We start from the raw sequence: 22,800 nt of genomic DNA, 5'->3' as shown, positions 1-22,800 counted from the left end.
GTGCAGAATGAACAGCTGAAGAGGAATCAAATGCCCATCGAAAACCTTGGTCATGAATACGAGTTTGAACCGCAGTACGGCCTCCCTGAAAGGTTGCCCTCTGATGAGTTCATAGTTTGGCAAGGCTCACCAGAAGTTGCAGCGCTTGCCTCTTCGGCCTTTCACATCAAAAAGCTGATCATCTATTTTGCGGTACTCATTGTGGCCTGCGCGTGGCCGGCTTTGGAAGAAGGCGCTGGTGTTATGGCAGTGCTGCTGTCCATCAAATGGATTACGCCATTGGCCATCATCGGCCTGGGTTCCGTGTGGCTGATGGCTTACATGACTTCTCGCACGACGGTTTATACCTTGACCAACAAGCGGGTGGTCATGCGTTTGGGCATCGTGTTCACCGTGTCGTTCAACTTCCCGTTAAAACAAGTGGCATCAGCGGATATTCGGAGGTTGCAGAACGGTTTTGGGGACATCACTTTGACGTTGAAAGGTTCAGACCGCATTGCATGGATTCACTTATGGCCCAGTGTGAGGCCCTGGAAAATTAACAAACCCGAGCCCTCCCTGCGCGCCATACCCCACGTTGAAGAGGTGTCCGTCAAGTTGCGAGAGGCATGGTCACAAAATACGGGTCTTCCTGCTAATGCGACTGCTTTTGTTACGAGTGGAAAACCCAATTCAAATGAACTTCAAGTGAGTCTGACATGAGCGGATTGCAAGCATCAACCTTGACACGCAAAATCGCACCGGATCACTTCCCTCAGTGGGTTTTGTATTGCGCGGCGGGCATCATCGCGTTCTCGCTCATTTCTGTCGGACTGGTTCGCATCACCGGCAACGGTCCGGACCAAAAAGCCGCAGCCCCCACTGTCCAACGATCACTGGTTTTTCAGGATCACAATGACGGTGGTGTCCGTGTGGAAGACGGCGTGACTGGAAAAACCTTGACAGTTTTGCAAGGCGAGCAAGGCTTTGTGCGAGGAACTCTTCGCGCACTCACGCGTGAGAGGTACTCACGGGGCATTGGTTCTGAATTGCCCTTTGAATTGATTGCCCGCGTGGATGGCCGCGTCACTTTATTTGACCCAAGCACTGGACAACGGGTGGACTTGGAGTCCTTTGGACCGACCAATACGGGTGAATTTGCACGGTTCTTGGCCATGCAGCCTGAATAAAGACGCAACAGCTTTTTTAAGAAACTGGGATATTCGTTTATGCAAACCACTTCAACCATTGACAGCGCTGAAAAAGCGTCTAATAAAGCCGTCGAGAGCACGATGCTCAGCCCACGCTTTTATACGACAGACTTTGCTGCCATGGACAAACTGGACATGTCCCCCATGCGAGCGGAGTGGGACAAAATGATGGCGGAATACGAGGGTGACAATAACCATGATCACTTCCAGCGTGATGAAGAGTTTGCCAAAGAACTGGCCGAAAGATTCTCACAAGTCAGTCCTGAAATGCGCCAAGAGTTTTTAGACTTTTTGATTTCATCACTGACCTCAGAGTTTTCAGGTTGCATTCTGTACAACGAAATTTTCAAAAATGTGGAGAACCCCGATATCAAACAGTTGATGCGTTACATGGCACGAGACGAGTCTCGCCATGCCAGTTTCATCAACCAGTCATTGAAAGACTTTGGCTTGGGGATCGACTTGGGTAATTTGAAGCGCACCAAGGCCTACACCTACTTCAAGCCCAAGTACATTTTTTACGCGACCTATTTGTCCGAGAAAATTGGCTACGCCCGTTACATCACCATTTACCGTCAATTGGAAAAGAATCCAGACAAACGTTTCCACCCTATTTTTAGGTGGTTTGAGCGCTGGTGCAACGACGAGTTTCGCCATGGCGAATCTTTTGCATTGATCATGCGCGCTAATCCGCATTTGCTGCGTGGTGGCAATGTTTTTTGGATTCGCTTTTTCTTGGTCGCCGTCTATGCCACGATGTACGTTCGTGACCATACTCGCCCCATGCTGCACCAAGAGATGGGTCTGGAGTCGTCCACCTACGACTACGAAGTATTCCGCATCACCAACGAAATAACCAAGCAAGTCTTCCCTGTGAGCTTGGACATTGACAACCCCGTCTTTAGGGAATGCATGTCGCACCTGTTCCACATTCAAACGCAAATGGATGCGGCCAAGGCCAAGGGTGGTTTGGTGGGGAATCTCCAGCGTGCACGTTGGGCCATTGCCGGTGGCCTCACTTTCCTTCGCTTGTACTTTTTGCCGGTGAAACACCACGCGCTGCCCGCTGATGTTCGCATGGTGCCTGCTTGGTGATGAACAAACACTGAAAGCCAAGGATGACCGACACCTTGATTGCATTGGGATTTGCGATTTTCATCTGGTGGTTCAGCACGGGCATTGTGATCCTTTTGAATCGCATGTCGCGCACTGCAGTCACCTTGAGTTTGGTCATTTCTTCTGCGTTAGGCATTGGCGCCTTGTTGGGTTTGTCACATACCGCTCAGCAAACCGGCATCACGGGCGCCTATTGCGCTTTCACCTGTGCCTTGCTGGCTTGGGGTTGGAACGAGTTGAGTTTTCTAACGGGTTGGATCACCGGCCCGCAAAAAACAGCCATCTTGAAAAGTACAACAGGTTGGCCGCGGTTTGCGGCCTCCTTCAATGCGGTGGTTTGGCATGAATTGGCCATCCTCATGGTGGGCTTGGCCATTGTGGCCATCACCTGGGATGCACCCAACCAAGTGGGTACAGGCACTTATTTGGTTTTATGGACCATGCGCACCAGTGCCAAGCTGAACCTGTTTTTGGGTGTGCGCAACCTGAGCGAAGAATTTTTGCCTGTTCATTTGGCGTATTTGGAAAGTTTTTTCAAGCGCCGCCGTATGAACGCATTTTTCCCCTTCGCTGTGGTCTCAGCCAGTGCCTGTTTGTGGTGGTTGGTTGACTTTGCAAATCAGCCCATGACCACACCTGCGCAAGTGGTGGGCTCGGTCTTGGTGGGCACCATGTTGGCATTGGCCATTCTCGAACACCTGATGCTGGTGCTGCCACTGGACACCACGGCATTGTGGCGCTGGGCCATTCGCAAGCAGAACACAGCAACCCCTGCGCCCTACGCGGCGCATGTGCCGCCGGTTTAGCCTGCCCACTTAGACTCACATGACAAATCTCTTCAAATCCATCCATGCCGACGCGGGCTCAGAGGGAGGTGGTGGTCTTCAAAACCATCCAACGGGCTCAGCGTCAGATTTGGGAGATCGTCCACCGACGGCCATTGTGATTGGCACCGGTTTCGGTGGCTTGGCTGCCGCCATACGTTTGAGCGTCAAAGGTTATCGCGTTCAAATGCTGGAAAAACTCGATGCACCGGGTGGCCGTGCGTATGTGCACAAGCAAGATGGTTTTACCTTTGACGCGGGCCCCACCATCATCACCTTGCCGCACCTCATCGCCGAGCTGTTCACGCTGTGTGGTCGAGAGATGAAAGACCACGTCGATCTGCGCTTGATGTCGCCCTTCTACCGCATCCGGTTTGACGATGGCACCCACTTTGACTACAGCAACAACGACGAACAGATGCTGGAGCAAATTGCCAAGTTCAGCCCCGAAGATGTGCAAGGTTTCAAGAACCTGATGGTGGCTTCCGAGAAGTGTTTCCAGCTGGGTTTTGTCGAGCTGGGCATGGTGCCCTTTGAAACCATTGGCGATGTGATCAAGGCCATGCCCAATTTGGCCCGCATGCAAGCTTGGCGCTCCATTTACAGCTTGGTGGCTCAGCACATCAAGCACCCCAAATTGCGCATCGTCATGAGCTTTCACCCCTTGCTCATTGGCGGCAATCCTTATTCAGTCACTTGCGTCTATTCCCTCATCCATTCATTAGAGCGCCGCTGGGGGGTTCACTCTGCCATGGGCGGTACTGGCGCCATTGTGAAAGAATTGGTCAAGTTGCTCGATGAACGCCAAGTGCCCATTCGCTACAACGCGCCCGTCACACGCATCCGTGTCGAGGATGGCCGTGCCAAAGGCGTCGAGTTGGCCAACGGTGAATACTTGCCGGCCGACATCGTGGTGAGCAACGGCGATGCTTCTTGGACTTACCGCCACCTCATAGAACCACAGCACCGCAAGCACTGGACCGACAAACGGATTGCCAAAGGCAAGTATTCGTCGGGCTTGTTTGTTTGGTACTTCGGCACCAACCGAAGGTACGAAGATGTACCGCACCACATGATGGTCTTGGGCCCACGCTACAAAGGCTTGCTGCAAGATATTTTCAAAAATCACAAGCTGTCCAAAGATTTCAGTTTGTATTTGTACCGACCCACCGCCACCGATCCATCCCTTGCGCCTGAGGGTTGCGACAGTTTTTATGCACTGTCGGTGGTGCCTAATTTGAGCAGTGAGACCGATTGGCCTGCGATCACCGAGCAGTACCGCGATGCCATTGCCACCGTGCTGCAAGAAAGTGTGTTGCCCGATCTGAAGCAGCATGTGGTGTCGTCTAAGGTCACCACGCCGCAAGATTTCCAAGACCGCTTGTGGTCTTACAAAGGGGCAGGTTTTGGCCTGGAACCCATCTTGGTACAAAGTGCATGGTTTCGGCCACACAACAGATGCCAGGACGTAGAAGGTTTGTTCATGGTGGGAGCCAGCAGCCAGCCAGGCGCAGGCGTACCCAGTGTCTTGATGTCCGCAAAAATGCTTGAACAGGTGGTTCCCGATGTCAAATCTTTCGTCTGACCCAAGCTTGAAATTTACGCCAGTGGCTTTGTCTTATGACTTGGAGGCCTGCACAGAACTGATGCGCGGTGGCTCCAAATCTTTTTTTGCAGCTTCCAGGTTGCTGCCAGCCCGTTTGCGACCACCCGCGATTGCGCTCTACGCGTTTTGCCGCTTGGCCGATGACGCGATTGACGATGGCGATGACCCGGTTTTGGCCATGGCTGATTTGAAGTCGCGCTTAGCGGCCATTTATGCTGGACGTCCCGGCACCGAAGACGCCGACCGCGCTTTGACTGTGGTGGTTCATCGCTACGGTATTCCCTGTGGCTTGCTGGAGGCCTTGTTGGATGGTTTCTTGTGGGACTCGCAAGGCCGCCGTTACGAAACTCTGGCCGATGTGGAAGCCTATGGCGCCAGAGTTGCGGGCACCGTCGGCGCCATGATGTCCATCATCATGGGGGCGAGCACCGATACGGCCATTGCACGCGCCAGCGAGCTGGGCGTGGCCATGCAATTGACCAACATTGCCAGAGACATTGGTGACGACGCGCGCATGGGGCGCTTGTATATTCCACGCGCATGGTTCCGCGAAATTGGCATGGACGCAGACGCTTGGTTGGCTAAGCCTGTTTTTGATTCACGCATTGCGGGTTTCACCCAGCGCTTGTTGTTGCGTGCAGACGCACTGTACCGCCGCGGTGAATTTGGTTTGGCTGAATTGCCCTGGGATTGCCGCCCTGCGATACAGGCCGCTCGTTTGGTCTATGCCGAAATTGGCAAACAATTAGACCGTGAAGGCCTCAACTCTGTGAACCACCGCACGGTGGTTTCAACAGCGCGCAAACTGGCCTTGATTGCCAAAGCGACCGCCGTGGCAGTCAAGGCACCAGCATTACCCGATGTCCCTTTGAGTCCCGTACCCGCCATCCATTATTTGGTAGACATCGTCAGCTGCGAGAGGCATGCATTGGCCATCCAGTTGCCTTGGACTGTGCCGTCTCGAAGCTTCGATCAACGCGTGGCTTGGATGGTGGATTTGTTCAGCCGATTAGAGCAACGTGAAAGAGCGGAGCGCTGAACGGTCGTGTCACTGAAAGTCATTGAAGTCCTGGTGCTGCTGATCGCGGGCGTTTTGTTTTTCGTCTGGCAATGGCGCGATTTGAAAAAAGCCCGAGAAATCACACGTCTGGAAAACGAAAAAAAAGCTCGTGCAGAGCCCTCATCCGCTTCAAATAAGTCCGCTCAACCGGGCTCAGAACCTCCGGGCACTGAGAAAGGAACAGATGGAGGTTAATCTGAAAATTTTGCACCTGGTGTGTGCTTGCTTGTTTTTAGGCAATGTGATCATCAGCGGTATCTGGGCCTTGTTGGCCGAACGCACGCGCAACCACACCATCATTAGCTTCAGCAACCGCTTGGTATTGATCACCGATGTTTTGTTCACCTTGACAGGTGCCGTGGGCGTGGTGTGGACAGGTCATCTGATGGCCCACTCTTTTGGCGGTGAGGCCAACCAGCTTTGGATTCAATGGTCCTATGTTTTGCTCAGTTTTTCTGGATTGATTTGGATCGGTGTCTTGGTGCCCATTCAACTCAAACAACGCGCCTTGCTGCGCAAAAGTACCACCTTGAGCGAAGACTATTGGCGTTTGTCACGCATCTGGCAAATTTCGGGCGCGATTGCCACCTTGTTGCCGCTGCCCATTGTTTACCTCATGGTCACCAAAGCTGCTTGAAACAGTCCTTGGCATGACCGCGACTGAGCCCACATTCAAGCCCTATTGGGGCAAAAGCAAGCATGTGGTGTTGATCACAGGTGCGGCCTCTGGCATCGGTGCGGCCACGGCCTTGGAGGTGATGGCACAAGGCGGTACACCGGTTTTGGTGGATTGTGACGCAGCGCCCTTGGCCGACATGGCGCTGCGCTGTGGTCCCAACACCTTGCATTGTGTGGCCGATGTCACACAGCTCGACGCCATGCACGAAGTGGTGTCCAAAGCACTGTCAATACATGGCCAAATCGATGTGGTATTTGCCAACGCGGGGGTGGCCGCTTTTGGACCTTTGGCCCATATCGATCCGAACGCTTGGCGTCGCTGTATTGAAGTGAATGTTTTTGGTGTTTTCAACACCGTGCGAGCGGCCTTGCCAGCCCTGATGCAGCAGCAAGGCTATGTCTTGATCAATGCCTCCGTGTCTTCGTTTGCCCACCCACCGGTGATGTCGGCCTACGCAGCCAGCAAATCGGCCGTAGAAGCCATGGGCAATTCATGGCGCATTGAGTTGGCAGCACATCGCGTCGGCGTGGGCGTCTTGCACGCCGGGTGGGTGCGCACACCCTTGGTCACAGAAGGGGCGTTGCACCCTGGTTTTGTTCGCTTACGCGCCACCATGCCGGGCCCGTTGAACGGCGAATCATCGGCACAAGATGCAGCGCGTGCCATTGTGCGTGCGATGGCCAAGCGAGAGCGAAGGGTGTGGCTGCCCGGTTGGATGCGCATTTTGTTTGCATTGCGGGCCCTCTTGCACATGCCTTTTGCAGAACGCCAATTGCTGCGTGCAGCCCCTGAAATTGAGGCCCTTTACTTGGAGGGTTTGGCCTCTGAAGGGGCTTTGGCCTCCAGCTTTGGCCCCCGAGAACGCGAACGAACTCTACAGCGGGCCCGGCAAAAAAGCTGACGCGTTCAAGCCCGTCTGGGCATGCGCCAAGGCAACATGAATCGCACAGGCCATGAAACCAGCCGGGGAATGTCCAAAGACTCGTGCACCGCAGTCACTTGCTCAGACTGCCATTGGGTGCGCACCAATGAACGCACATAAAAAGGCGTGTCTTCCAAAGTGCTGATGATTTCTGGGGGATGGCCCGCTTCGCTGGACATGTTGCGGGCAATACGCCAGCCCGATGAGGGTAAAGCATGCCGCGGCGGCGCGTCGAAGGCCACGTGGCTACCATCCGGCGAAAATCGCTGAGCCACCACCCGCCCAGGGCCCGTCAAAGGCCTGACGTCGTACACCACATTGGTATCGCCTTGGGCCATCTCTGCACGCGCCCAATCCCAGTCATTGAATCCATTTTCCACCGGTTCGTCGCCTTCGTTGGAGTCCATGTAAGCGTGACCTCGCCAGCTCAGGCCCGGGCTGCTCATGTCCACCTCGATGCGCGAACAGGGCGCAATCGGGCCCCAACGGTGCCGTCCAGCGTTGTCCAAAGGCGTGACAAAACGACAAAGACCCTCTGGGCGAACGGTCACGCGACCGCGCACACGCATGGGCCATGGAACATTGATTTCGTCAATGTCGATCGTCAGGGCTTGGCCATCCCAATGCAAGCTGCTGGGCCCAATGTTGAATTGCTGTGCACTGCGCGACGTGTGTTGACGCCCCCGCTCGGTCATGGTCCAGCGCTTGCCACCTTTGCCGTACAGCGCAACGTTCAAGGCGCAGAAATTTTCGGGATCGGCCACACCACCGCCTTGGCGGCGCGCCCAGGCGTAATAAGGCGAAAACACACTGCCCACAAAAGCGATGATGGTCAGGCCGTGCTGGCCATCATCACTCAGCGCATCGACGTACCACCAGAGATAACCACCCGGCGCGACGGTTTGGTCAAACCGAGGTCCGCCATCAGCGTCGCGGCCGCCAAACGCCCCGACATGGCTGCCATCGGTACGCCCGGCCCCGGGTGCACGCTGCCCCCCGCTGTATACAAGCCCGGTATTTTGCTGCGCGCACTGGGGCGCGCAAAGGCCGACATCCAACCGTGCGTCGCTTGGCCATAGAGTGCTCCCCCACTGCCTGGAAACAGGTGGGCAAAGTCCTGTGGCAAGGTGCGCACCACTTGCTGGGGCGAGGCTGTTATTTCCAAGCCACAGCGGCGCATCAGCGCCAAACTGTTCGATTCGCATGCTTGAACCTCCGAAGAATTGAATGTGCGCGCATCACCATCCGCAGGCGCATTGACCAAGCACAACAGCCTTTCCAAGCCCGGTTGAGCCAGACCTTGATCGCTGCGGTCTTGTGCACAAACATAGACCGTTCCCTGTGTGGGTAAATTGCGTTTGTTAAAAATATCATCGAATTCACGGCGGTAGTCTTGATTGAAAAAAACGTTGTGCCGCACCAGGTCGAAACCCTGGGTCTGCGCATGCATGGACAGGGTAAATGCCGACAAAGAACGCTGCGCTGGCGGCACAGGCGCAAAGCGGTCACGCAAGTCTTGACCCAACAGGCCTTGGGCCAGCGCCGCAACATCGCCATTAAAAACCACATGCTCGGCGGGTACCCGCTCGCCCGATGCCAGCTGCACGCCAGTCACTCGGGCACCGTCCGTCTCAATGCGCTCGCAGCGGCTGTTGTAACGCAGCGTCACACCCCGGTTTTCAGCCAGCTGAGCCAGCGCCTGCGCCACACGGTGCATGCCGCCTGAAACCGACCACACGCCGTCGAGCTCCACTTGCGCCACCAGCATCAACGTGGCGGGTGCAGACCAGGGTGAAGAGCCGCAATACGTGGCATAACGACCAAACAGCTGCTGTAAACGCGGATCGTGAAAGTGCCGTCCCAGGCTGCGCCACAAACTGGCAAATGGGCCCAAGCCCGTCAGTGTGGCCATACCCTTCAAACCCAAATCGCCCACCATGCTGAGCAGGTCAGGGCGTTCGCTTCGGATATATGGTTTTTCCAGGGTGTTGTACAAATTTCGAGCTTGTTCACAAAAGCCCAAAAAGCGCCTCGCCTCTTGGGGGCTGCTGAATTGGGCGATGGCATCGGCCGTGCGGGACGTGTCGGCATACAGATCAAGTGTTGACGAACTGCCATCCCAAGCATGGCGCGCCAAAACCCCAATGGGCTCGAGTTGCAAAATATCTTTCAGCGAAGTGCCCAACTCTTGCAGCATCTGGTCCAACACCCAACGCATGGTGAACACCGTGGGGCCGGAATCCACGCCGACGCCGTCGACCTGCACTTGCCGAATTTTGCCGCCGGGGGTGCTGGCACTTTCAAGCAACGTAACATCCAGCCCGTTGTGAGCCAAAACCAGGGCACTCACCAATCCCCCAATGCCCGCACCCACCACCACCACACGCGGGGTTTGACGGGTCTTAAGCATAGGACTTGCCTTGCCACTGGCCCTGCACCTGCAATGGCACAAACCGGGCAAACATGGACTCGGCAAAATAGCCGTGTTGCGCGGCCGCCTGAATGGCTTGCAAATGGGCGCCTGTGCGCGCATAGGCGTTCATGTCGGCCACGCTGTCCCAGATGGTGAAGGTCGCTTGTCGGAGCAAAGGCGCCTCACCAAGGCCGACTGCCAATTGACAGCCATGGACCCCTTCAAGGGCGCGCTCAGACGGGGGCGCATGTCGCCAAAAAGCCGGGGCTTTGCTGAGCTTGATCGAAGCCCTTGTGAGGGCAGCCACAGGCCCATCGGTCGGTTCCGGTGCCACTGCACCCAGCGAAAAGCCATCCCAAGTGCCACGACATGACCATGTTTGAAGTTTGACGCAGCAAAAATCTGCAGATCTCTGCTGGTAATTTTGAACCCATTGCGCATGCGCCACGAAATCATCGGCTGTTTGTGCTGAATCAAACAAGGCAAACAAACCTTGTCGGGATGCACTGGGTTTCAATCCAAAGCCACCCTCGTGTCCACTGCCCAGCAACTTGGCAAAAAGCAAGCCAGGCACGCTGCGCAAAGCGGCTGAACCTTGGACAATGCGCCACCAGCCCCACCACCTGGAAGTCTGAACGATGTCAGCCAGCAAGATCACAACCACTTGACCATTAACAGGTTCTGTTGGTCCCAAATGCATGTGCCCAATTTCCGTAAAAAAGGCCTGCACCACAACAGGTGCAGGCCTTGTGAATTCCAGAGTTTAAGGCTTTGCTACGACTTGAAGTTCAGGATAGTCTTTGGCCATCTGCGCACCATAAAGAGGCTTGAAAGCGCCTTGGTGGCAAGTGGTGCAGTTGACTTTGGCGACATCGCCCTTGGGGCCCAAGCGGTGCGCAGGGAAGGTATCGGTCAGGGGCGTCATGTAATCGTTGTTCAATTCACGCGCCATCCGAATGCCATACCAAGAGGTCACCCGTTGAGGCCTGGATTCCTCCCAAGATTGGAAGTTGCGTGTGTTGTGGCAATAAGTACAGTTCACACCCAAGGAATCAGACATGTGCACCATCAAAGAGTAGGTGTACTCCGTTTGCTTGGTCGATGCACGGTTGGCGTAGGAGCCCACACCTGCCATCGCCTCATTGCCATTGACCCGGATAGGCAAAGCGTCTTTCAGGAAAGGCGTGAAAGGATCAAACGGCAACGAAGACAGTCCAGCTTCTTTGGTGGCAATGTTTTGGCCCGCCAAATTACCCAACAAGCTGTTCGCGTACTTGCGGTCTTTGGGTGCATTCCAAACTTGGGTGGGTACGTTGTTGCCACGGTGGCAGGTGTAACAAGTCACACCCGTGTCCGCCACGTGGGTCTTCCAGTCCTGATTGACTTTTTGGGTCATTTCAATCATGCGTCTGGCCACCACCTTGGTGTACATGCTGTCATCTGCAAAGTTTTGAACGTTGTGGCAGTAAGCACAGCCCTGATCAGGTGCGACCCACTGCGTGATGGCCGCCATTTGACGGTTGAATTGGCCCACACTCAAATCTCCCAGAACCTTCACGTTCTGATAAACCTCGCTGGCTTTGGGACCGTCTGCTGACGCGGCTTCTGCCGCGACGGGCGCTTGGTTCAAAGCGGCTTCCTTGGCCAAGGTTCTTGGGTTGTAGATTTGCTCCATGCCCGTTCCACGGTAGCCTGTTTGGACCGTTTCAATCGGCGGCCGTTCACAGCCCGACAGCAGCACGGCGGCACCCAAGCACAGCGCTAATTTTGACAATAATTTCATGGTTTGACTCCCATCAATGCAGGATCGAGGACGACTGGGCTGACCAAGGGATATGCAGGGACCACATGGTGTTTGACCGACCACAGGTACCAGTTATCCACCACGGGGCCAGTCAACAAGATACCCACGCCGCCAACCAACGGACACAGCACAGCAAACCACCAAGCCCAACGGTGGATGGACTCCATCGTGGCATTGAAGCCCATGGTCCAGCGCCAGAACAAGCCAGCACGCTCAGAGGCGGTTCCGCGGTCCACAATTTGCTCGATCTCGCGCTCTCCGCCATACCGAGTCACCGCCAAAATGGTGGCGCCGTGCATGGCAAACAGCAGAACCGACCCGTACAAGAAGACGATCGACAGCGCGTGGAAGGGGTTGTAAAACAAGTTGCCGTGACGCAGAGACAAGGCAGACACCCAGTCCAGGTGAGGGAAGATGCCAAAAGGCACCGCCTCGGACCAACTGCCCATCATGATCGGACGGAAAAAACCGCACACCAGATACAACCAAATGGCTGCAGCATAAGCCCACGCCACATGTGTTCCCAGGCCCAATTGACGAGCGCGTCGGTATGTTCTTGCCCACCACAGCAAAATTGACACAGTGAGCATGAAGCCAACAATGAGCCACCATCCTCCCTGAGCAAGGGGGGGAATACTCAAACCATAGGCCGGAGGCGGTGGCTCCAGCGCAAGCCAAAATAGCTGACGCAGCAACTGAATTGGATTCCAGTCTACAGACGCCAACATGTTGAAACCAATGATGTTGAAAGCAGCGATGCCGAAAATCAAGGACGCCAGTCCAAGCGTTCCCAAATAAACGGGGCCGATCTGGGCATTGCCAATGCGACCTAGCAGATGCACCAAAAACGGTTTTCCCAATCGCTTGGCGTCCCCGCGGGGCAAGTCAACGCCGTCGTGCAAGGGCCCTACCGGCTGCACTGAGGTGAAAAGATTCTGATACTGAGCCATTTCAATTTCCTCTCTTTTTAATTAAGTGCGCCAGATAGGCATATTCAGCCACCAGCTCCACCATTCAGGCCAAGCCCCGGTCCAAAAAGGTCCGCTGACCACAATGCAGACAATGCCAAACCAAACACCGGCGAGCGCCAAAAACAAGCCCAAGCGGTGAATGCCCAGGGTGCCCACCGAGTACCCGATCAGGTCACGAAAGAACGTGTCTTCATGCTCAGGCGTCTTCACGGTCTTACCTTTTCCGGGGTTGGTTGCTGAGAGCACCAAGCCACCGTGCATGGACAGCGCAAGCACCGTTGCAAAGAAAAAAGTCACAGCAATCATGTGCCATGGGTTGTAGTGAAAATGCAGGTACTGGTAAGCGGTGTTGCTCACCCAATCCAAGTGGCTGTAGATACCGTAAGGGAAAGCATGTCCCCAGGCACCCATCAACACGGGACGCACCACTTGCAAACTGAAATACGCCAAGATGGCCATGGAAAAGGCCGCAGGCACATGCAGACCCATGCCCAATTTGCGGCAAATTTCAACTTCCCGAAGCGCCCACGAGACAAATGAGCCCAGGGCACACACCGTGATGAGTTGCCACAAGCCCCCTTCCATCATGGGTGCAAATCGCAACCCATAAGAGAGGTCTGGCGGTGCGATGTTGATTTGCCAGACGTTCCAGGTGGGCCCCATGGCCGCGCCCCACAAAATCAACAGGGTGCCCGATAGGGCAAAAAACAAGGTTGTGATTCCAAAGAACCCAACGTAAAAAGGACCGACCCAGAAATCAAACAGGTCGCCCCCAAAAAGGGTACCGCCGCGCACACGGTATTTGCGTTCAAAACTTAACATGGACATGGTTGCATCCTCCGACCGGGTGACTGTTTGTGAGGTCTTGTAGGCTTCAATTTTTTAATAAAAGGACAGACGTACCGTTCAATGTGAGCGATGTACGTCTGTCTGAATAAAGACCAAGGGTCCTTACTTTTGCGGCAAAGCCGCGTTCTGTGGCTGAGCTTTCGCCGCCATCTTGGCCGTATCGGGATGCCAGTTGTTGATGCTGTAACGATCGCCACTGATTTGAATCAGGTGGATCGTTGTTGAGACAAAAGCAATCAAGAGTCCTACACTCAGGATTGCCATGCGGGGATCTATCACTCGCCAAATGCGCCACATAATCATTTCCTTTTCAATTTAATTGAGAAATAACGGTGTAAACAGAAGACGTCACACCGTCAAAAGTGTTCGTTGATCCTTCTGCTCCAGGGAGCCAGTTGCGCCAATTCAGTACCATCAACTGTCCCGCCAAAGCGAGAACCATGAACACCAAGAAGAGCAAAACAAACACCACGCCATAACCATGTAAATAGCCATGGGCATGAGCGCTTGCAGTACTTTTGTTCGGGTGGGTCATATTTACCTCCGTTGTTTGGTCTTTAAAACCAGGGACGCCAGATCCACACCAAGCTGTGGGCGAAAAAAGCGCCAGCGGCCCACAACAGGTAACCCTGTGTGAAGTACGTGTGGAACTCTTGGGCTTCCTGGTCTGTCAACCCTGACGGGTTAGATGCATCAGTCATAGTTTGTGCCTCTTTCAATATGCCTTACGGCAACTCCCTGAACCCTTGCGGGTTCAGGACGGACTGTTGTGGCTTTGACACCGCAACAGGTGGACCCTCGGCCAGGCCGAAGGATTGATCGGGCCACCGAATTCAAGTGCACATCTTTCATGCATGTGCTCCTTCATTCGCTTTTCCGAACAATTCTGTGAATCTTTCTGCTTCCACAAGAGAGCGGCCGGTTTCCCGTGCATCTCGCTCCGCTTGATCGCGCATGCGTTTGGCTGCTGAAATTCGAACCAATACAGGTTGCTGTTCCAGCAAAGCCTCTAATCTGTCTTGCGCCTCGGGCTCCCAAGGCACGGTGGTGTTGGGCGCAGAGCGACCCAAGGTGCCTTCGATCTTGTCCATCTCTGTACCCAAGGGCAAGATATGGAAAAGGGCATCGAAGAGACCGTTACAAAACTCTTGAATAATGTAAGTTGCACCGGCATAACCCATGAACGGCGTTCCGGTATGGCGACGAATAATCGGCAAGGGAAAACTGGCCGGTATGAAACTGGTTTTCATCATCCCGCCGCCGCCACACTCGGCCAAATAAATGCGCTCGTTGTAGCTGCCGTACAAAATGAGTGGTGTTTTTTCGGTGACCAGTTTGCGCACTTCTGCGTTGTCTGTTTTGGCACCAGCGATGCGCGAGATGGCAAAGTTGCAGGGCAGGCCCATTTCGTCTTCCAAGAAGTGACGAATGCCGCGTGTGTAGGTTTCATTGGCCACCACGCCAAAGTTGGCGGTGCCAAAAAAGTCTTGTGTCACAGACCGCCACAAATCCCAAATGGGTTTGATGGTGCTGTGTTTTTCTCTTTCGATAAACGGCTCAGGGTCGAGGCCGAGCAGTTCACCCAAAGAGCGCAGAAATTTGGTGGTGCTGTGCAACCCAATAGGCGCTTGCAAATAAGGACGCTCCAGCGCCTCACACAACATGCGGCCGAATTCGCGGTACATGCAAATGTTCACATCAGCTTCGACCAAACGCGAAACATCTGCAAGGTGTGAACCCAATGGGAAAACCATGTTGACGTCGGCGCCAATGCCTTGCACCAAACGGCGAATTTCAGCCAAATCGCTCGGGCAGTTGAAGGTTCCGTAGCTGGGCCCGATGATGTTGACGCGAGGACGTTCGCCCTCTTTACGCTCACGCTTGGGCACATGCTTGATGCCGTATTGCTGCCAGAGCCAGTACATGGCACGGTTGGCGCATTGCCACTGGTCTTCGTCGATGGTGCGCGGCAAGAATCGTTGGAGGTTGGTGCCTTCGGGCGTGACGCCGCCGCCGATCATTTCAGCAATCGAGCCCGTCACCACCACAGAGGGCAGATCAGGGTTGAGCGTGGCGTGCGCACGGCGCATGGCGCCTTCGGTGCCTTCGCGACCCAATTGTTCTTCAGCCAAACCCGTCACCACAATCGGCAGCTCATGAGGTGGCAGGGCATCGGTGTAATGCAGGACCGAAGTCACAGGCAAGTTCTCGCAGCCCACGGGGCCGTCAATGACAACTTGCAAGCCTTTGATGGCGGTGAAGACATACACCGCACCCCAATAGCCACCTGCGCGATCGTGGTCAAGAACTAGCATCAGATCATGGCCTCCGCTTTGCGTTTTTTGGCCAGCTTTTCAAGCTGTCTGCGTGTTTCGGCTTCAAACTCAGGGCGGTTTTGCGGCACACCATGCGAGGCTTCCCACACGCCTGCTGCATGTCCTGTCCCGGTGTCGCCAAAGAAGGCCTTCATCTCATCAAAGCGCGACTTGTTGGCAATCGCGCCATTGATCACTTGCGCCAATGAGCCTGCACCCGCTGGGCCCATCAAGGGACGCGCAGAAATAAGGTTGGTGAAATACAGGCTTGGAATGCTGAGCTCTTTGGCCGCTTGCACCACGGGTGTGGTGCCAATCGCCAGATCGGGCTTCCACTCGTGCATGGCGGCCAAGTCTTGCTCCAGCGATGAACGGTATTGCACATGCACACCGTGGGCCTGCAGCCATTCACAATCCGCTGCACTCCAAGGCGTTTTTGGACAGGCCGTGCCAACATAGCGCAAATCAGCACCACTCTCCACCAGCAAACGTGCCACCAACAACTCAGAGCCTTCATAGCCACTGAGCGTGATGCGACCCTTAATGGGTGACTTGGCCAGGGCGCCTTTGATGGCACCCAGCATGATGTTTTTGACCATGTCAATTTGGGCTTGAGGCACATTGGCCGCGTTGCCGATGGCTTGTAACCAAGCTTCTGTGCCGTCGTGGCCCACCGGAGCTGAACCCACAATGGGGCGCCCCGCCGCTTCAAATTCGCGGACGCTCGCGGTGTAGAAAGGGTGGATGGCGGCAACCGCTGCGCAATCAAGTGCTGCATACAGTTCGCGCCATTCGCGTGTGGGCACCACTGGGCCAGCTGCAAGGCCCATGGGTTCCAGCATGCGCCCAATGATCATGGGATCGGCGGGAAACATTTCACCAATCATGGTGATGGTGGGTTTGTCCGATCGACCTGTGCGGGGTGCTTGAACGGGGCCTGCCACAATTTCTTCGCGCGCATATTTCAGCATGGCACCGGCCAAAACATCTTTGGCTTCTGCGTGTGTCGGCACGCCAAAACCTGGCACATCGACACCGATGATGCGAACGCCATTGATCTCTTTGGGCAGCAACTGCAAGGGCACGCCACTGGCAGTTGGAACGCACAAATTGATGATCACAATGCAGTCGTATTTTTCGGGATCAGCCTGGTCGTAAACAGTCTCGCGAATGTCTTCAAACAACTTACCCGTCACCAAGGACTCTGAGTTGAAAGGCACGTAGCCGACACTGCGCCGTGCGCCATAAAAATGCGAGGTGAAAGTCAAGCCATACACGCAGCAAGCCGAACCCGACAAAATGGTGGCGGTACGGCGCATGCGAAGGCCCACGCGCAGTGAGCCAAAGGCAGGACACATGCTTTGCGGCTGATCGTGCGGACCCGCTTTAGGGTCCACCGGATAGTCCTTGGCATATTGCGCCAACACTTCAGACTTGCCTGAGACTTTGGCGGCCGCGAGCATTTTTTCGCCACCCGAATGGCAACCCATGCCATCACCCTCGATGGTTGTGCTCATGCCCACCGGGGCTTGAGAGGCTGGGACGATGGGAATCGTTTTGCTCATGATGTCAAACTTCGTCGTACACAACTTCGAGCGTGGGCTTGCTGGTGTCTGTCTTGCCGCACATGTCAAATTGAGTGGCTGGCTCCAGCACCACATCGCGACCTACAGCTGAAGCTGCAAACAGGCCCAACAACTGGTCTTGTGTCATAGGGTTGGGACGAATCGGCACTGATGTGTGGACGTTGGCAGCCAGTTCGGCAAACATGGGGCCCCAAACCGATTCTGGGCGACCGATGATTTCGTAACTGGCGCTCTTTCTGCGGATGTCTTCATTGGCAGGAATGGTGGACAACACGGGGATACCCACCTTCTCGGCAAAGTTAGCAGCCTCACCCGTGCCGTCGTCGCGGTTGATCACCATGCCGGCCACACCCACGTTGCCACCGAGCTTGCGGAAGTATTCAACCGCTGAGCACACGTTGTTGGCGACATACAGTGACTGCAAATCATTGCTGGCCACCACAATCACTTTTTGGCACATGTCGCGTGCAATGGGCAGACCAAAGCCGCCGCAGACCACATCGCCCAAGAAGTCGAGCAGCACATAGTCAAAGCCCCACTCGTGAAAGCCCAGTTTCTCTAGCAACTCAAACCCGTGGATGATGCCGCGGCCACCACAGCCGCGCCCGACCTCGGGTCCACCCAATTCCATGGCGTAAACGCCATCGCGTTTGAAGCAAACATCGCCAATGGCAACGGCTTCACCCGCCAATTTTTTCTTGGAAGATGTCTCAATGATGGTGGGGCATGCACGACCACCAAACAACAAACTGGTGGTGTCGCTTTTTGGGTCGCAACCAATCAGCAACACTTTCTTGCCCTGCTGGGCCATCATGTAACTGAGGTTAGCCAGCGTGAAGCTTTTGCCGATACCGCCTTTGCCGTAGATGGCGATGATTTGCGTCTCTTTGGTAGGTGCTTGGGTGCTGACGGGCTCTGGATTCTGAGCAGCCTCATTGCGAAGGCGATCGACAAATTGAATCGCTTGCTCGGTGGGCGTGGTGTGTGTTTTCATGCGTGGGCGCTCCAGTCCAGGACCATTTTTAGACAAGCAACATCACCGAATGCTGTTTCGTAAGCAGCGGTGGCAGATTGGGCGGTTTGAACATGCGTGATCAAACCTTTGAGAGACAGTTGGCCGGTGTCAACCAACTGGTTAATCGCCAACAAATCAGGACGTTTCCATTCACCGGACAAGCGAATTCGGGCTTCGCGCAAAACGGCTTGGGCTGTCGAGAATTGCAAGTTTTGATGGAGCGAACCCGCCAACACCAACTCACCACCGGGGCGAATTCTTTGGATCAGAGTGTCCAAGAGCAGGGTGTCCCCACTAACGTCATAAATGGCTTGGTAAGCCCTGTTGTCATCGTCTTCTGGCCGAATGACGGTGTAGCCTTCAGCGCCAAGGGCGCGCTCAGCTTGTGTTTCCCAAACAGTAGGGGGGGCAAAACCGGCAGCCACTGTCAGGCGTGCCAGCAAGCGGCCCATCACGCCGTGACCCACGATCAAGTCGGGCGGGGCAAAAGGTTCTTGCCCACCGCCACCCGATACAGCGTGGTAGGCCGTTGCAGCCAGCGCCAACAAAACAGCATCCGGCCCCCATTGGTCAGCGATGGGGAAAATCTTTTGATCTGACACGACCAAACGAGAGGCTGCTCCTCCAAACAGGCTTTTAACGCCCGTGAAGCAATTGGCGCCGGGCACGAAAACCGTTTGACCTTCTTTGAGTTTCGCGCCCAGTGGCGCTTTGACCACCTGACCCACGGTCTCGTAGCCGGGCACTAAGGGATAGGTGCTGCCCATGAATGCCGGCATGCTGCCGTCCCACAATATCCGCTCAGTCCCGGTGCTGATGCCGCTGTACAGCACGGCGACTTCCACTTCACCCGCTTGCAGCTGCGGCAGGGCTAAGGCCTGCAAGGACAACTGTCTGGGTTGGTCAAAAACGACTGCGGTTGATTTCATGACTGTATTGTTGAACTTACACTGATCGGTGTCAAACAAGATTTACATTAATTGGGAAATTTTAGGGTAAACACTGACGCTTGCGCCCCAAGAGAATCTGCGCATGAATGGGCATGGTGTTGGGAACGCGCTCGATTTGTGCGAATCCCGCCTCTTGCATCAAACGCATCAACTCTTCTGGGGTACGCAATCGACCCGCCCCCATGGCCAGCAGGTAAAAGTGGAAATAGGCATCCGATTGTGTGTAGCCATCCTGTGCGCCTGACTGTGTTTGGGCCATGGGCTCAGCCAAAAGCAAGACGCCTCCCACGGGCAGTGCGGCGTGGATTTTTTTAAGCAAGAGTTTGACCACCTCATCGGGATGGTCATGGGCCACCCGAACCAAGGTCACCAGGTCGGCGCCTTGGGGCAAGGGGTCGTGCAGGAAGCTGCCAGGACTCAAGCGCATCCGGTCAAGCAAGCCCTGTGCGTTGACATGGGCTTTGGCTAAGGCCAAGACCGGAGGCAAATCAAACAACTGAAGAGACAAGTGAGGCGCGTGCTTGGCCAACTCACTGGCAAACCGCCCCTTGCCCGCGCCCACATCCAGCACACACCGGTGTTCATCAAAAGCATAGGACGACAAAATTTCTTGGACCACAAAACCTTGCGATGCAGCCATCAAATCGGAATACCGACTGAACTTGTCTTGCGCTGCACGGTCAGCGGCCTGATCGTCGTGCGCATAGGGCCAATACTCGGCCATGCCGCCCTGCCAAGCGTTCTTCAAGAAACCCAAGGGATCTTGCATGTCGCCATAGAGCAAATGGTTGTGTTCAATCATGGCGCCAATACCGGGGTGGATCGCCAAAGGCACGCCCAACGGGCCCAGTCCATAGCGGGCTTGGCTTCTGAATTCCAACAAACCCAAAGACACTGCAGACAGCAACAAACGCTGCAAGACGGCTTCGGGAACGCCAACGCGATGCGAGATTTGCTTCAAGTCAGCCGGTGCTTGTTGCAGAATTTTGAACAAATCCAAGCGCACACAGCCCAGCAAAACCTGCGAATAAACAAAGCCCGACATCAAATCAAACAACTTTTGTGTGCGTCGCCGCGGGATCCAACGCGTCAAGGGGTTGCTCAAGGACCATTGGTAAAGCTTGGGGCTGGCATACAAGCGTTCAAGCCATTGAAGAAAACGGTCATGCCATGTCGTCACGTCAGGCAAGGAGTAAGGCGTATGGGTGATGTCCGCAGGCTGAGTCATGGCAGGCTTGAGTGAGGGTTAACGGGCCAAGGCAGAGGATGATTTTTTGGCTTTTGGACCCTGTAAGTCCAAACCTTTTTTCCGATAGCTCTCACACATGGACTTGGGCACCAAGCGCTCGGACTCCAGCATCACCAATTGGCGGAGCATGTCGCGGCAAGAGCAATCCGGAATGGCTTGGGCGGCTTGCGCGATGAGCCCATCAAAGTGCTGAATGGCGCCGTCCAAACCTAAGGCTTGGGCAGAACTGGGGCGCTCGTTGAGCGTGTCTTGCCCCACGGGTTTGCCCAAACTGGCCACATCACCCAACACATCGCGAATGTCATCGGCCACCTGATAGGCCTCACCCAAGAAGGCCCCCAAAGGCGCCCAAGGCTCAGGCGAATGTCCGCTGGCAATGGCGCCAGCACAGGTTGCAGAGACAAACAGAGACCCTGTTTTTGCACGTTGGTATTGGGCCAAATCAGCGGTGGTTTCGCATTCCCAAGCCTGTCCCGCCACAATGCCGTACGGCAAACCCACGCCGCGCGAGAGGTTGTCCATCAAGTCCAACAAGCGCTCAGGGTGCTGGCGTCCTGCCCGCAACAAAACTTGGTAAGCCATGACGATCAAGCCGTCCCCAGCCAACAAGGCCAACGGTTCGTTGAAGGCCTTATGCACCGTGGGTTGGCCGCGCCGAAAATCGGCATTGTCAAAGATGGGCATGTCGTCGTGCACCAGCGAAGCGCAGTGCATGAACTCCAAAGCCACGGCGGCGGCATTGGTCAATTCCGGGGCATCATCCCCACAAGCTGTGGCCACGGCCAAACACAGTTGCGGCCGAATCCGCGCACCGCCAGAAAAGACAGCATGCGCCATAGCGGCCTGTAACCTTGGCGGCGCACCCACCCCGGCCGCAGCGTTGAAGTAAAACTTAAGCGCCTCTTCTGCTCGCGTCATCAGACCCATACATCCCCCTTGATTAAGGAGCCTGTCAATAAAACATGACATACCCAGATGTCAATATAGCAAGACTGAACGGGTTGTCAATACATGTTGACACTCGGCTTTGCGCCGAATTTGGCTGGCATGCGCCGTCGAACCAACCCGACTGCAAAAGCCGCTTGGCCCCGCAAGCGCACGGTGTGCAGGGCTGAGGGATGTTTTTTCAGGCGGGTGAACGGTACGAGTGCATCCCAACCAATGCGTTGCGCCGACACCACGTCGGCGCTGTCTGTAAAAAAGACGGGGCTGAGTGACCCGATCCTGGATCTACGCTGGCCAGTTGCTGGCCTTGCGCTGCTGCGCCCTCTGGGCTGGGGCATGGCGCGAAATCAGGATTTCTCAAGCCATGTGACGGTGCTCAAGCATTGGCACAAAAAGCCTTTTATTTCACTGCTTGCAGATTTTTGTTGAGAAATTGGGTGACTTGGGCCAAGCCAAGATGCGACTGCTCTTCTTGCAGCAAATGCCCCAGATTGGGCAGCAACACGGTTTGGGAGTCCGCCAAAACACCCGCATAGCTTTGGGCATTGCTGCTGGGAATCATGCGATCCGCTTGCCCCCAAAGGAGCAATGTCGGGGCGGTGATTTTTTTCAAACGGGGCACGGGGTCGGTGTAAATCGTCTGTTGGCCTCGCTCCAAAATAGCCCCTCGAACACCCGGTGCTCTGAGCATGTCCTGGTAGCGATCAACCAAGCGTTCGTCCAAGGCCGTGGCATCGAAAAAGGCAGGTTCCAGTGATTTTCGAACCAAGTACCTGGGCAAGAAAAACTTCATCAAACCCATGACCGCTGGCATGGCATAGGGTTTGGAGCCTATGTCTTCGGCTTGGGGATACCCGTCAGGCGCCATCAAGACCAAAGCCTTGACGCGTGACCCTTGGGCAGCCGCGAATGTCCAAGCCATTTTGCCGCCCATGGAGTGGCCAATGACCGACAGCTCGGCAATCCCCAGCTTGTCCACGAAATGGGTCAAGGTGGCCAAATCTTTTTCTTCTGAATAATCGTTCACCGGGCTGGGGCCCGTCAAGCCGAAGCCGGGCAAATCGAGCCTGATCACGCGGTAATGCGGGTCCAGCTGGGCAGCCCAATTGTCCCAAGTTTGCAAACTGGAGCCAAAGCCATGCAACAACAACAGCACCGGTGCGCTCTTGGGCCCAGTGTCTTTGTAACGAATGTTCAAACCATCGACTTCTAGCACCGCCAGCGAGGGCTTGGCATAACGTTTCTCCAGCTCAGATGCGGGCATGTCTGAAGTCCAGAATGCGAAAACCAAAGCGGCCAGAATCAA

Annotated in this window: 26 protein-coding genes; 10 read left to right on the top strand and 16 right to left on the bottom strand. The window is 55.2% G+C overall.

Annotation, left to right across the window (positions count from 1 at the left end; all coding sequences use genetic code 11):
- The first annotated feature begins 30 nt into the window (after window positions 1-30).
- Genes puhB through B9Z49_RS05515 form a run of 9 tightly spaced genes read left to right on the top strand, consistent with a single transcriptional unit; the run spans window position 31 to window position 7,376 of the window.
- The gene (puhB, locus tag B9Z49_RS05555) at window positions 31-702 is read left to right on the top strand and encodes a photosynthetic complex putative assembly protein PuhB (protein WP_108352435.1); all 672 of its coding nucleotides are present in this window, start codon (window positions 31-33) and stop codon (window positions 700-702) included.
- Entirely contained in the window at window positions 699-1,169 is a 471-nt protein-coding gene (puhC, locus tag B9Z49_RS05550; protein ID WP_108352434.1) for a photosynthetic complex assembly protein PuhC, read from the top strand. The genes puhB and puhC overlap by 4 nt, the downstream gene beginning before the upstream one ends.
- Window positions 1,170-1,208: 39 nt before the next feature.
- The gene (gene acsF, locus B9Z49_RS05545) at window positions 1,209-2,285 is read left to right on the top strand and encodes a magnesium-protoporphyrin IX monomethyl ester (oxidative) cyclase (protein ID WP_108352433.1); all 1,077 of its coding nucleotides are present in this window, start codon (window positions 1,209-1,211) and stop codon (window positions 2,283-2,285) included.
- Window positions 2,286-2,308: 23 nt separating this feature from the next.
- Window positions 2,309-3,112 (top strand): putative photosynthetic complex assembly protein PuhE, encoded by an 804-nt coding sequence (gene puhE / locus B9Z49_RS05540; RefSeq protein ID WP_108352432.1) that lies wholly within the window; start codon window positions 2,309-2,311, stop codon window positions 3,110-3,112.
- A 19-nt stretch (window positions 3,113-3,131) separates the two neighbouring features.
- On the top strand, window positions 3,132-4,715 hold the full coding sequence (locus tag B9Z49_RS05535) for a phytoene desaturase (protein WP_108352431.1): 1,584 nt from the start codon (window positions 3,132-3,134) through the stop codon (window positions 4,713-4,715).
- Window positions 4,716-4,722: 7 nt separating this feature from the next.
- The gene (locus tag B9Z49_RS05530) at window positions 4,723-5,775 is read left to right on the top strand and encodes a phytoene/squalene synthase family protein (RefSeq protein WP_233254521.1); all 1,053 of its coding nucleotides are present in this window, start codon (window positions 4,723-4,725) and stop codon (window positions 5,773-5,775) included.
- 6 nt (window positions 5,776-5,781) lie between these two features.
- A complete protein-coding gene (locus B9Z49_RS05525; protein ID WP_108352429.1) occupies window positions 5,782-5,991 on the top strand; it encodes a hypothetical protein in 210 nt (69 codons plus the stop codon).
- Window positions 5,981-6,433, top strand: coding sequence for a DUF2269 domain-containing protein (locus tag B9Z49_RS05520; RefSeq protein ID WP_108352428.1), 453 nt, complete (start codon window positions 5,981-5,983; stop codon window positions 6,431-6,433). The genes B9Z49_RS05525 and B9Z49_RS05520 overlap by 11 nt, the downstream gene beginning before the upstream one ends.
- A 13-nt stretch (window positions 6,434-6,446) precedes the next feature.
- Window positions 6,447-7,376 (top strand): short-chain dehydrogenase/reductase, encoded by a 930-nt coding sequence (locus B9Z49_RS05515; protein ID WP_108352427.1) that lies wholly within the window; start codon window positions 6,447-6,449, stop codon window positions 7,374-7,376.
- 5 nt (window positions 7,377-7,381) lie between these two features.
- Here B9Z49_RS05515 and B9Z49_RS05510 read toward each other — a convergent pair whose 3' ends face one another.
- The 15 genes from B9Z49_RS05510 to B9Z49_RS05445 all read right to left on the bottom strand — a co-directional run bounded on the left by B9Z49_RS05510 (window position 7,382) and on the right by B9Z49_RS05445 (window position 21,476).
- On the bottom strand, window positions 7,382-8,215 hold the full coding sequence (locus B9Z49_RS05510; RefSeq protein WP_233254520.1) for a carotenoid 1,2-hydratase: 834 nt from the start codon (window positions 8,213-8,215) through the stop codon (window positions 7,382-7,384).
- 38 nt (window positions 8,216-8,253) lie between these two features.
- Window positions 8,254-9,807, bottom strand: coding sequence for a 1-hydroxycarotenoid 3,4-desaturase CrtD (gene crtD, locus B9Z49_RS05505; RefSeq protein ID WP_108352426.1), 1,554 nt, complete (start codon window positions 9,805-9,807; stop codon window positions 8,254-8,256).
- Window positions 9,800-10,510 (bottom strand): spheroidene monooxygenase, encoded by a 711-nt coding sequence (locus B9Z49_RS05500; RefSeq protein ID WP_108352425.1) that lies wholly within the window; start codon window positions 10,508-10,510, stop codon window positions 9,800-9,802. The genes crtD and B9Z49_RS05500 overlap by 8 nt, the downstream gene beginning before the upstream one ends.
- Window positions 10,511-10,573: 63 nt before the next feature.
- Complete coding sequence (gene pufC / locus B9Z49_RS05495) at window positions 10,574-11,593, bottom strand: photosynthetic reaction center cytochrome PufC (protein WP_108352424.1); 1,020 nt, start codon at window positions 11,591-11,593, stop codon at window positions 10,574-10,576.
- Window positions 11,590-12,564: a photosynthetic reaction center subunit M gene (pufM, locus tag B9Z49_RS05490; RefSeq protein ID WP_108352423.1), complete on the bottom strand. Its 975-nt coding sequence runs from the start codon at window positions 12,562-12,564 to the stop codon at window positions 11,590-11,592. The genes pufC and pufM overlap by 4 nt, the downstream gene beginning before the upstream one ends.
- Before the next feature lie 21 nt (window positions 12,565-12,585).
- Window positions 12,586-13,413 (bottom strand): photosynthetic reaction center subunit L, encoded by an 828-nt coding sequence (pufL, locus tag B9Z49_RS05485; protein ID WP_108352422.1) that lies wholly within the window; start codon window positions 13,411-13,413, stop codon window positions 12,586-12,588.
- A 123-nt stretch (window positions 13,414-13,536) separates the two neighbouring features.
- A complete protein-coding gene (locus B9Z49_RS05480) occupies window positions 13,537-13,731 on the bottom strand; it encodes a light-harvesting protein (RefSeq protein WP_158273428.1) in 195 nt (64 codons plus the stop codon).
- Between the two features lie 13 nt (window positions 13,732-13,744).
- Entirely contained in the window at window positions 13,745-13,969 is a 225-nt protein-coding gene (locus B9Z49_RS21520) for a hypothetical protein (protein ID WP_146188468.1), read from the bottom strand.
- Window positions 13,970-13,991: 22 nt separating this feature from the next.
- Entirely contained in the window at window positions 13,992-14,135 is a 144-nt protein-coding gene (gene pufB / locus B9Z49_RS05475; protein ID WP_108352420.1) for a light-harvesting antenna LH1, beta subunit, read from the bottom strand.
- A 147-nt stretch (window positions 14,136-14,282) separates the two neighbouring features.
- Entirely contained in the window at window positions 14,283-15,749 is a 1,467-nt protein-coding gene (gene bchZ / locus B9Z49_RS05470; RefSeq protein ID WP_108352419.1) for a chlorophyllide a reductase subunit Z, read from the bottom strand.
- Window positions 15,749-17,314: a chlorophyllide a reductase subunit Y gene (gene bchY / locus B9Z49_RS05465; RefSeq protein WP_108352418.1), complete on the bottom strand. Its 1,566-nt coding sequence runs from the start codon at window positions 17,312-17,314 to the stop codon at window positions 15,749-15,751. The genes bchZ and bchY overlap by 1 nt, the downstream gene beginning before the upstream one ends.
- Window positions 17,315-17,318: 4 nt before the next feature.
- The gene (locus B9Z49_RS05460) at window positions 17,319-18,329 is read right to left on the bottom strand and encodes a chlorophyllide a reductase iron protein subunit X (protein ID WP_108352417.1); all 1,011 of its coding nucleotides are present in this window, start codon (window positions 18,327-18,329) and stop codon (window positions 17,319-17,321) included.
- Window positions 18,326-19,279: a chlorophyll synthesis pathway protein BchC gene (bchC, locus tag B9Z49_RS05455; protein ID WP_108352416.1), complete on the bottom strand. Its 954-nt coding sequence runs from the start codon at window positions 19,277-19,279 to the stop codon at window positions 18,326-18,328. The genes B9Z49_RS05460 and bchC overlap by 4 nt, the downstream gene beginning before the upstream one ends.
- A gap of 61 nt (window positions 19,280-19,340) precedes the next feature.
- Window positions 19,341-20,528 (bottom strand): methyltransferase, encoded by a 1,188-nt coding sequence (locus B9Z49_RS05450; RefSeq protein WP_108352415.1) that lies wholly within the window; start codon window positions 20,526-20,528, stop codon window positions 19,341-19,343.
- A gap of 18 nt (window positions 20,529-20,546) precedes the next feature.
- The gene (locus B9Z49_RS05445; protein WP_108352414.1) at window positions 20,547-21,476 is read right to left on the bottom strand and encodes a polyprenyl synthetase family protein; all 930 of its coding nucleotides are present in this window, start codon (window positions 21,474-21,476) and stop codon (window positions 20,547-20,549) included.
- An 84-nt stretch (window positions 21,477-21,560) separates the two neighbouring features.
- Between B9Z49_RS05445 and B9Z49_RS21515 the strand changes: the two genes are divergently transcribed.
- Entirely contained in the window at window positions 21,561-21,923 is a 363-nt protein-coding gene (locus B9Z49_RS21515) for a hypothetical protein (RefSeq protein ID WP_146188467.1), read from the top strand.
- On the opposite strand, the gene B9Z49_RS05440 is transcribed toward B9Z49_RS21515, so the two are convergent.
- Window positions 21,895-22,758 (bottom strand): alpha/beta fold hydrolase, encoded by an 864-nt coding sequence (locus B9Z49_RS05440; RefSeq protein ID WP_158273427.1) that lies wholly within the window; start codon window positions 22,756-22,758, stop codon window positions 21,895-21,897. The two genes, B9Z49_RS21515 and B9Z49_RS05440, sit on opposite strands and share 29 nt — an antisense overlap.
- Window positions 22,759-22,800 lie beyond the last annotated feature (42 nt).

Source organism: Limnohabitans sp. 2KL-51 (assembly GCF_003063645.1).
GTDB lineage: Bacteria > Pseudomonadota > Gammaproteobacteria > Burkholderiales > Burkholderiaceae_C > Limnohabitans_A.
This window is presented reverse-complemented; position numbering and strand designations above follow the sequence as displayed.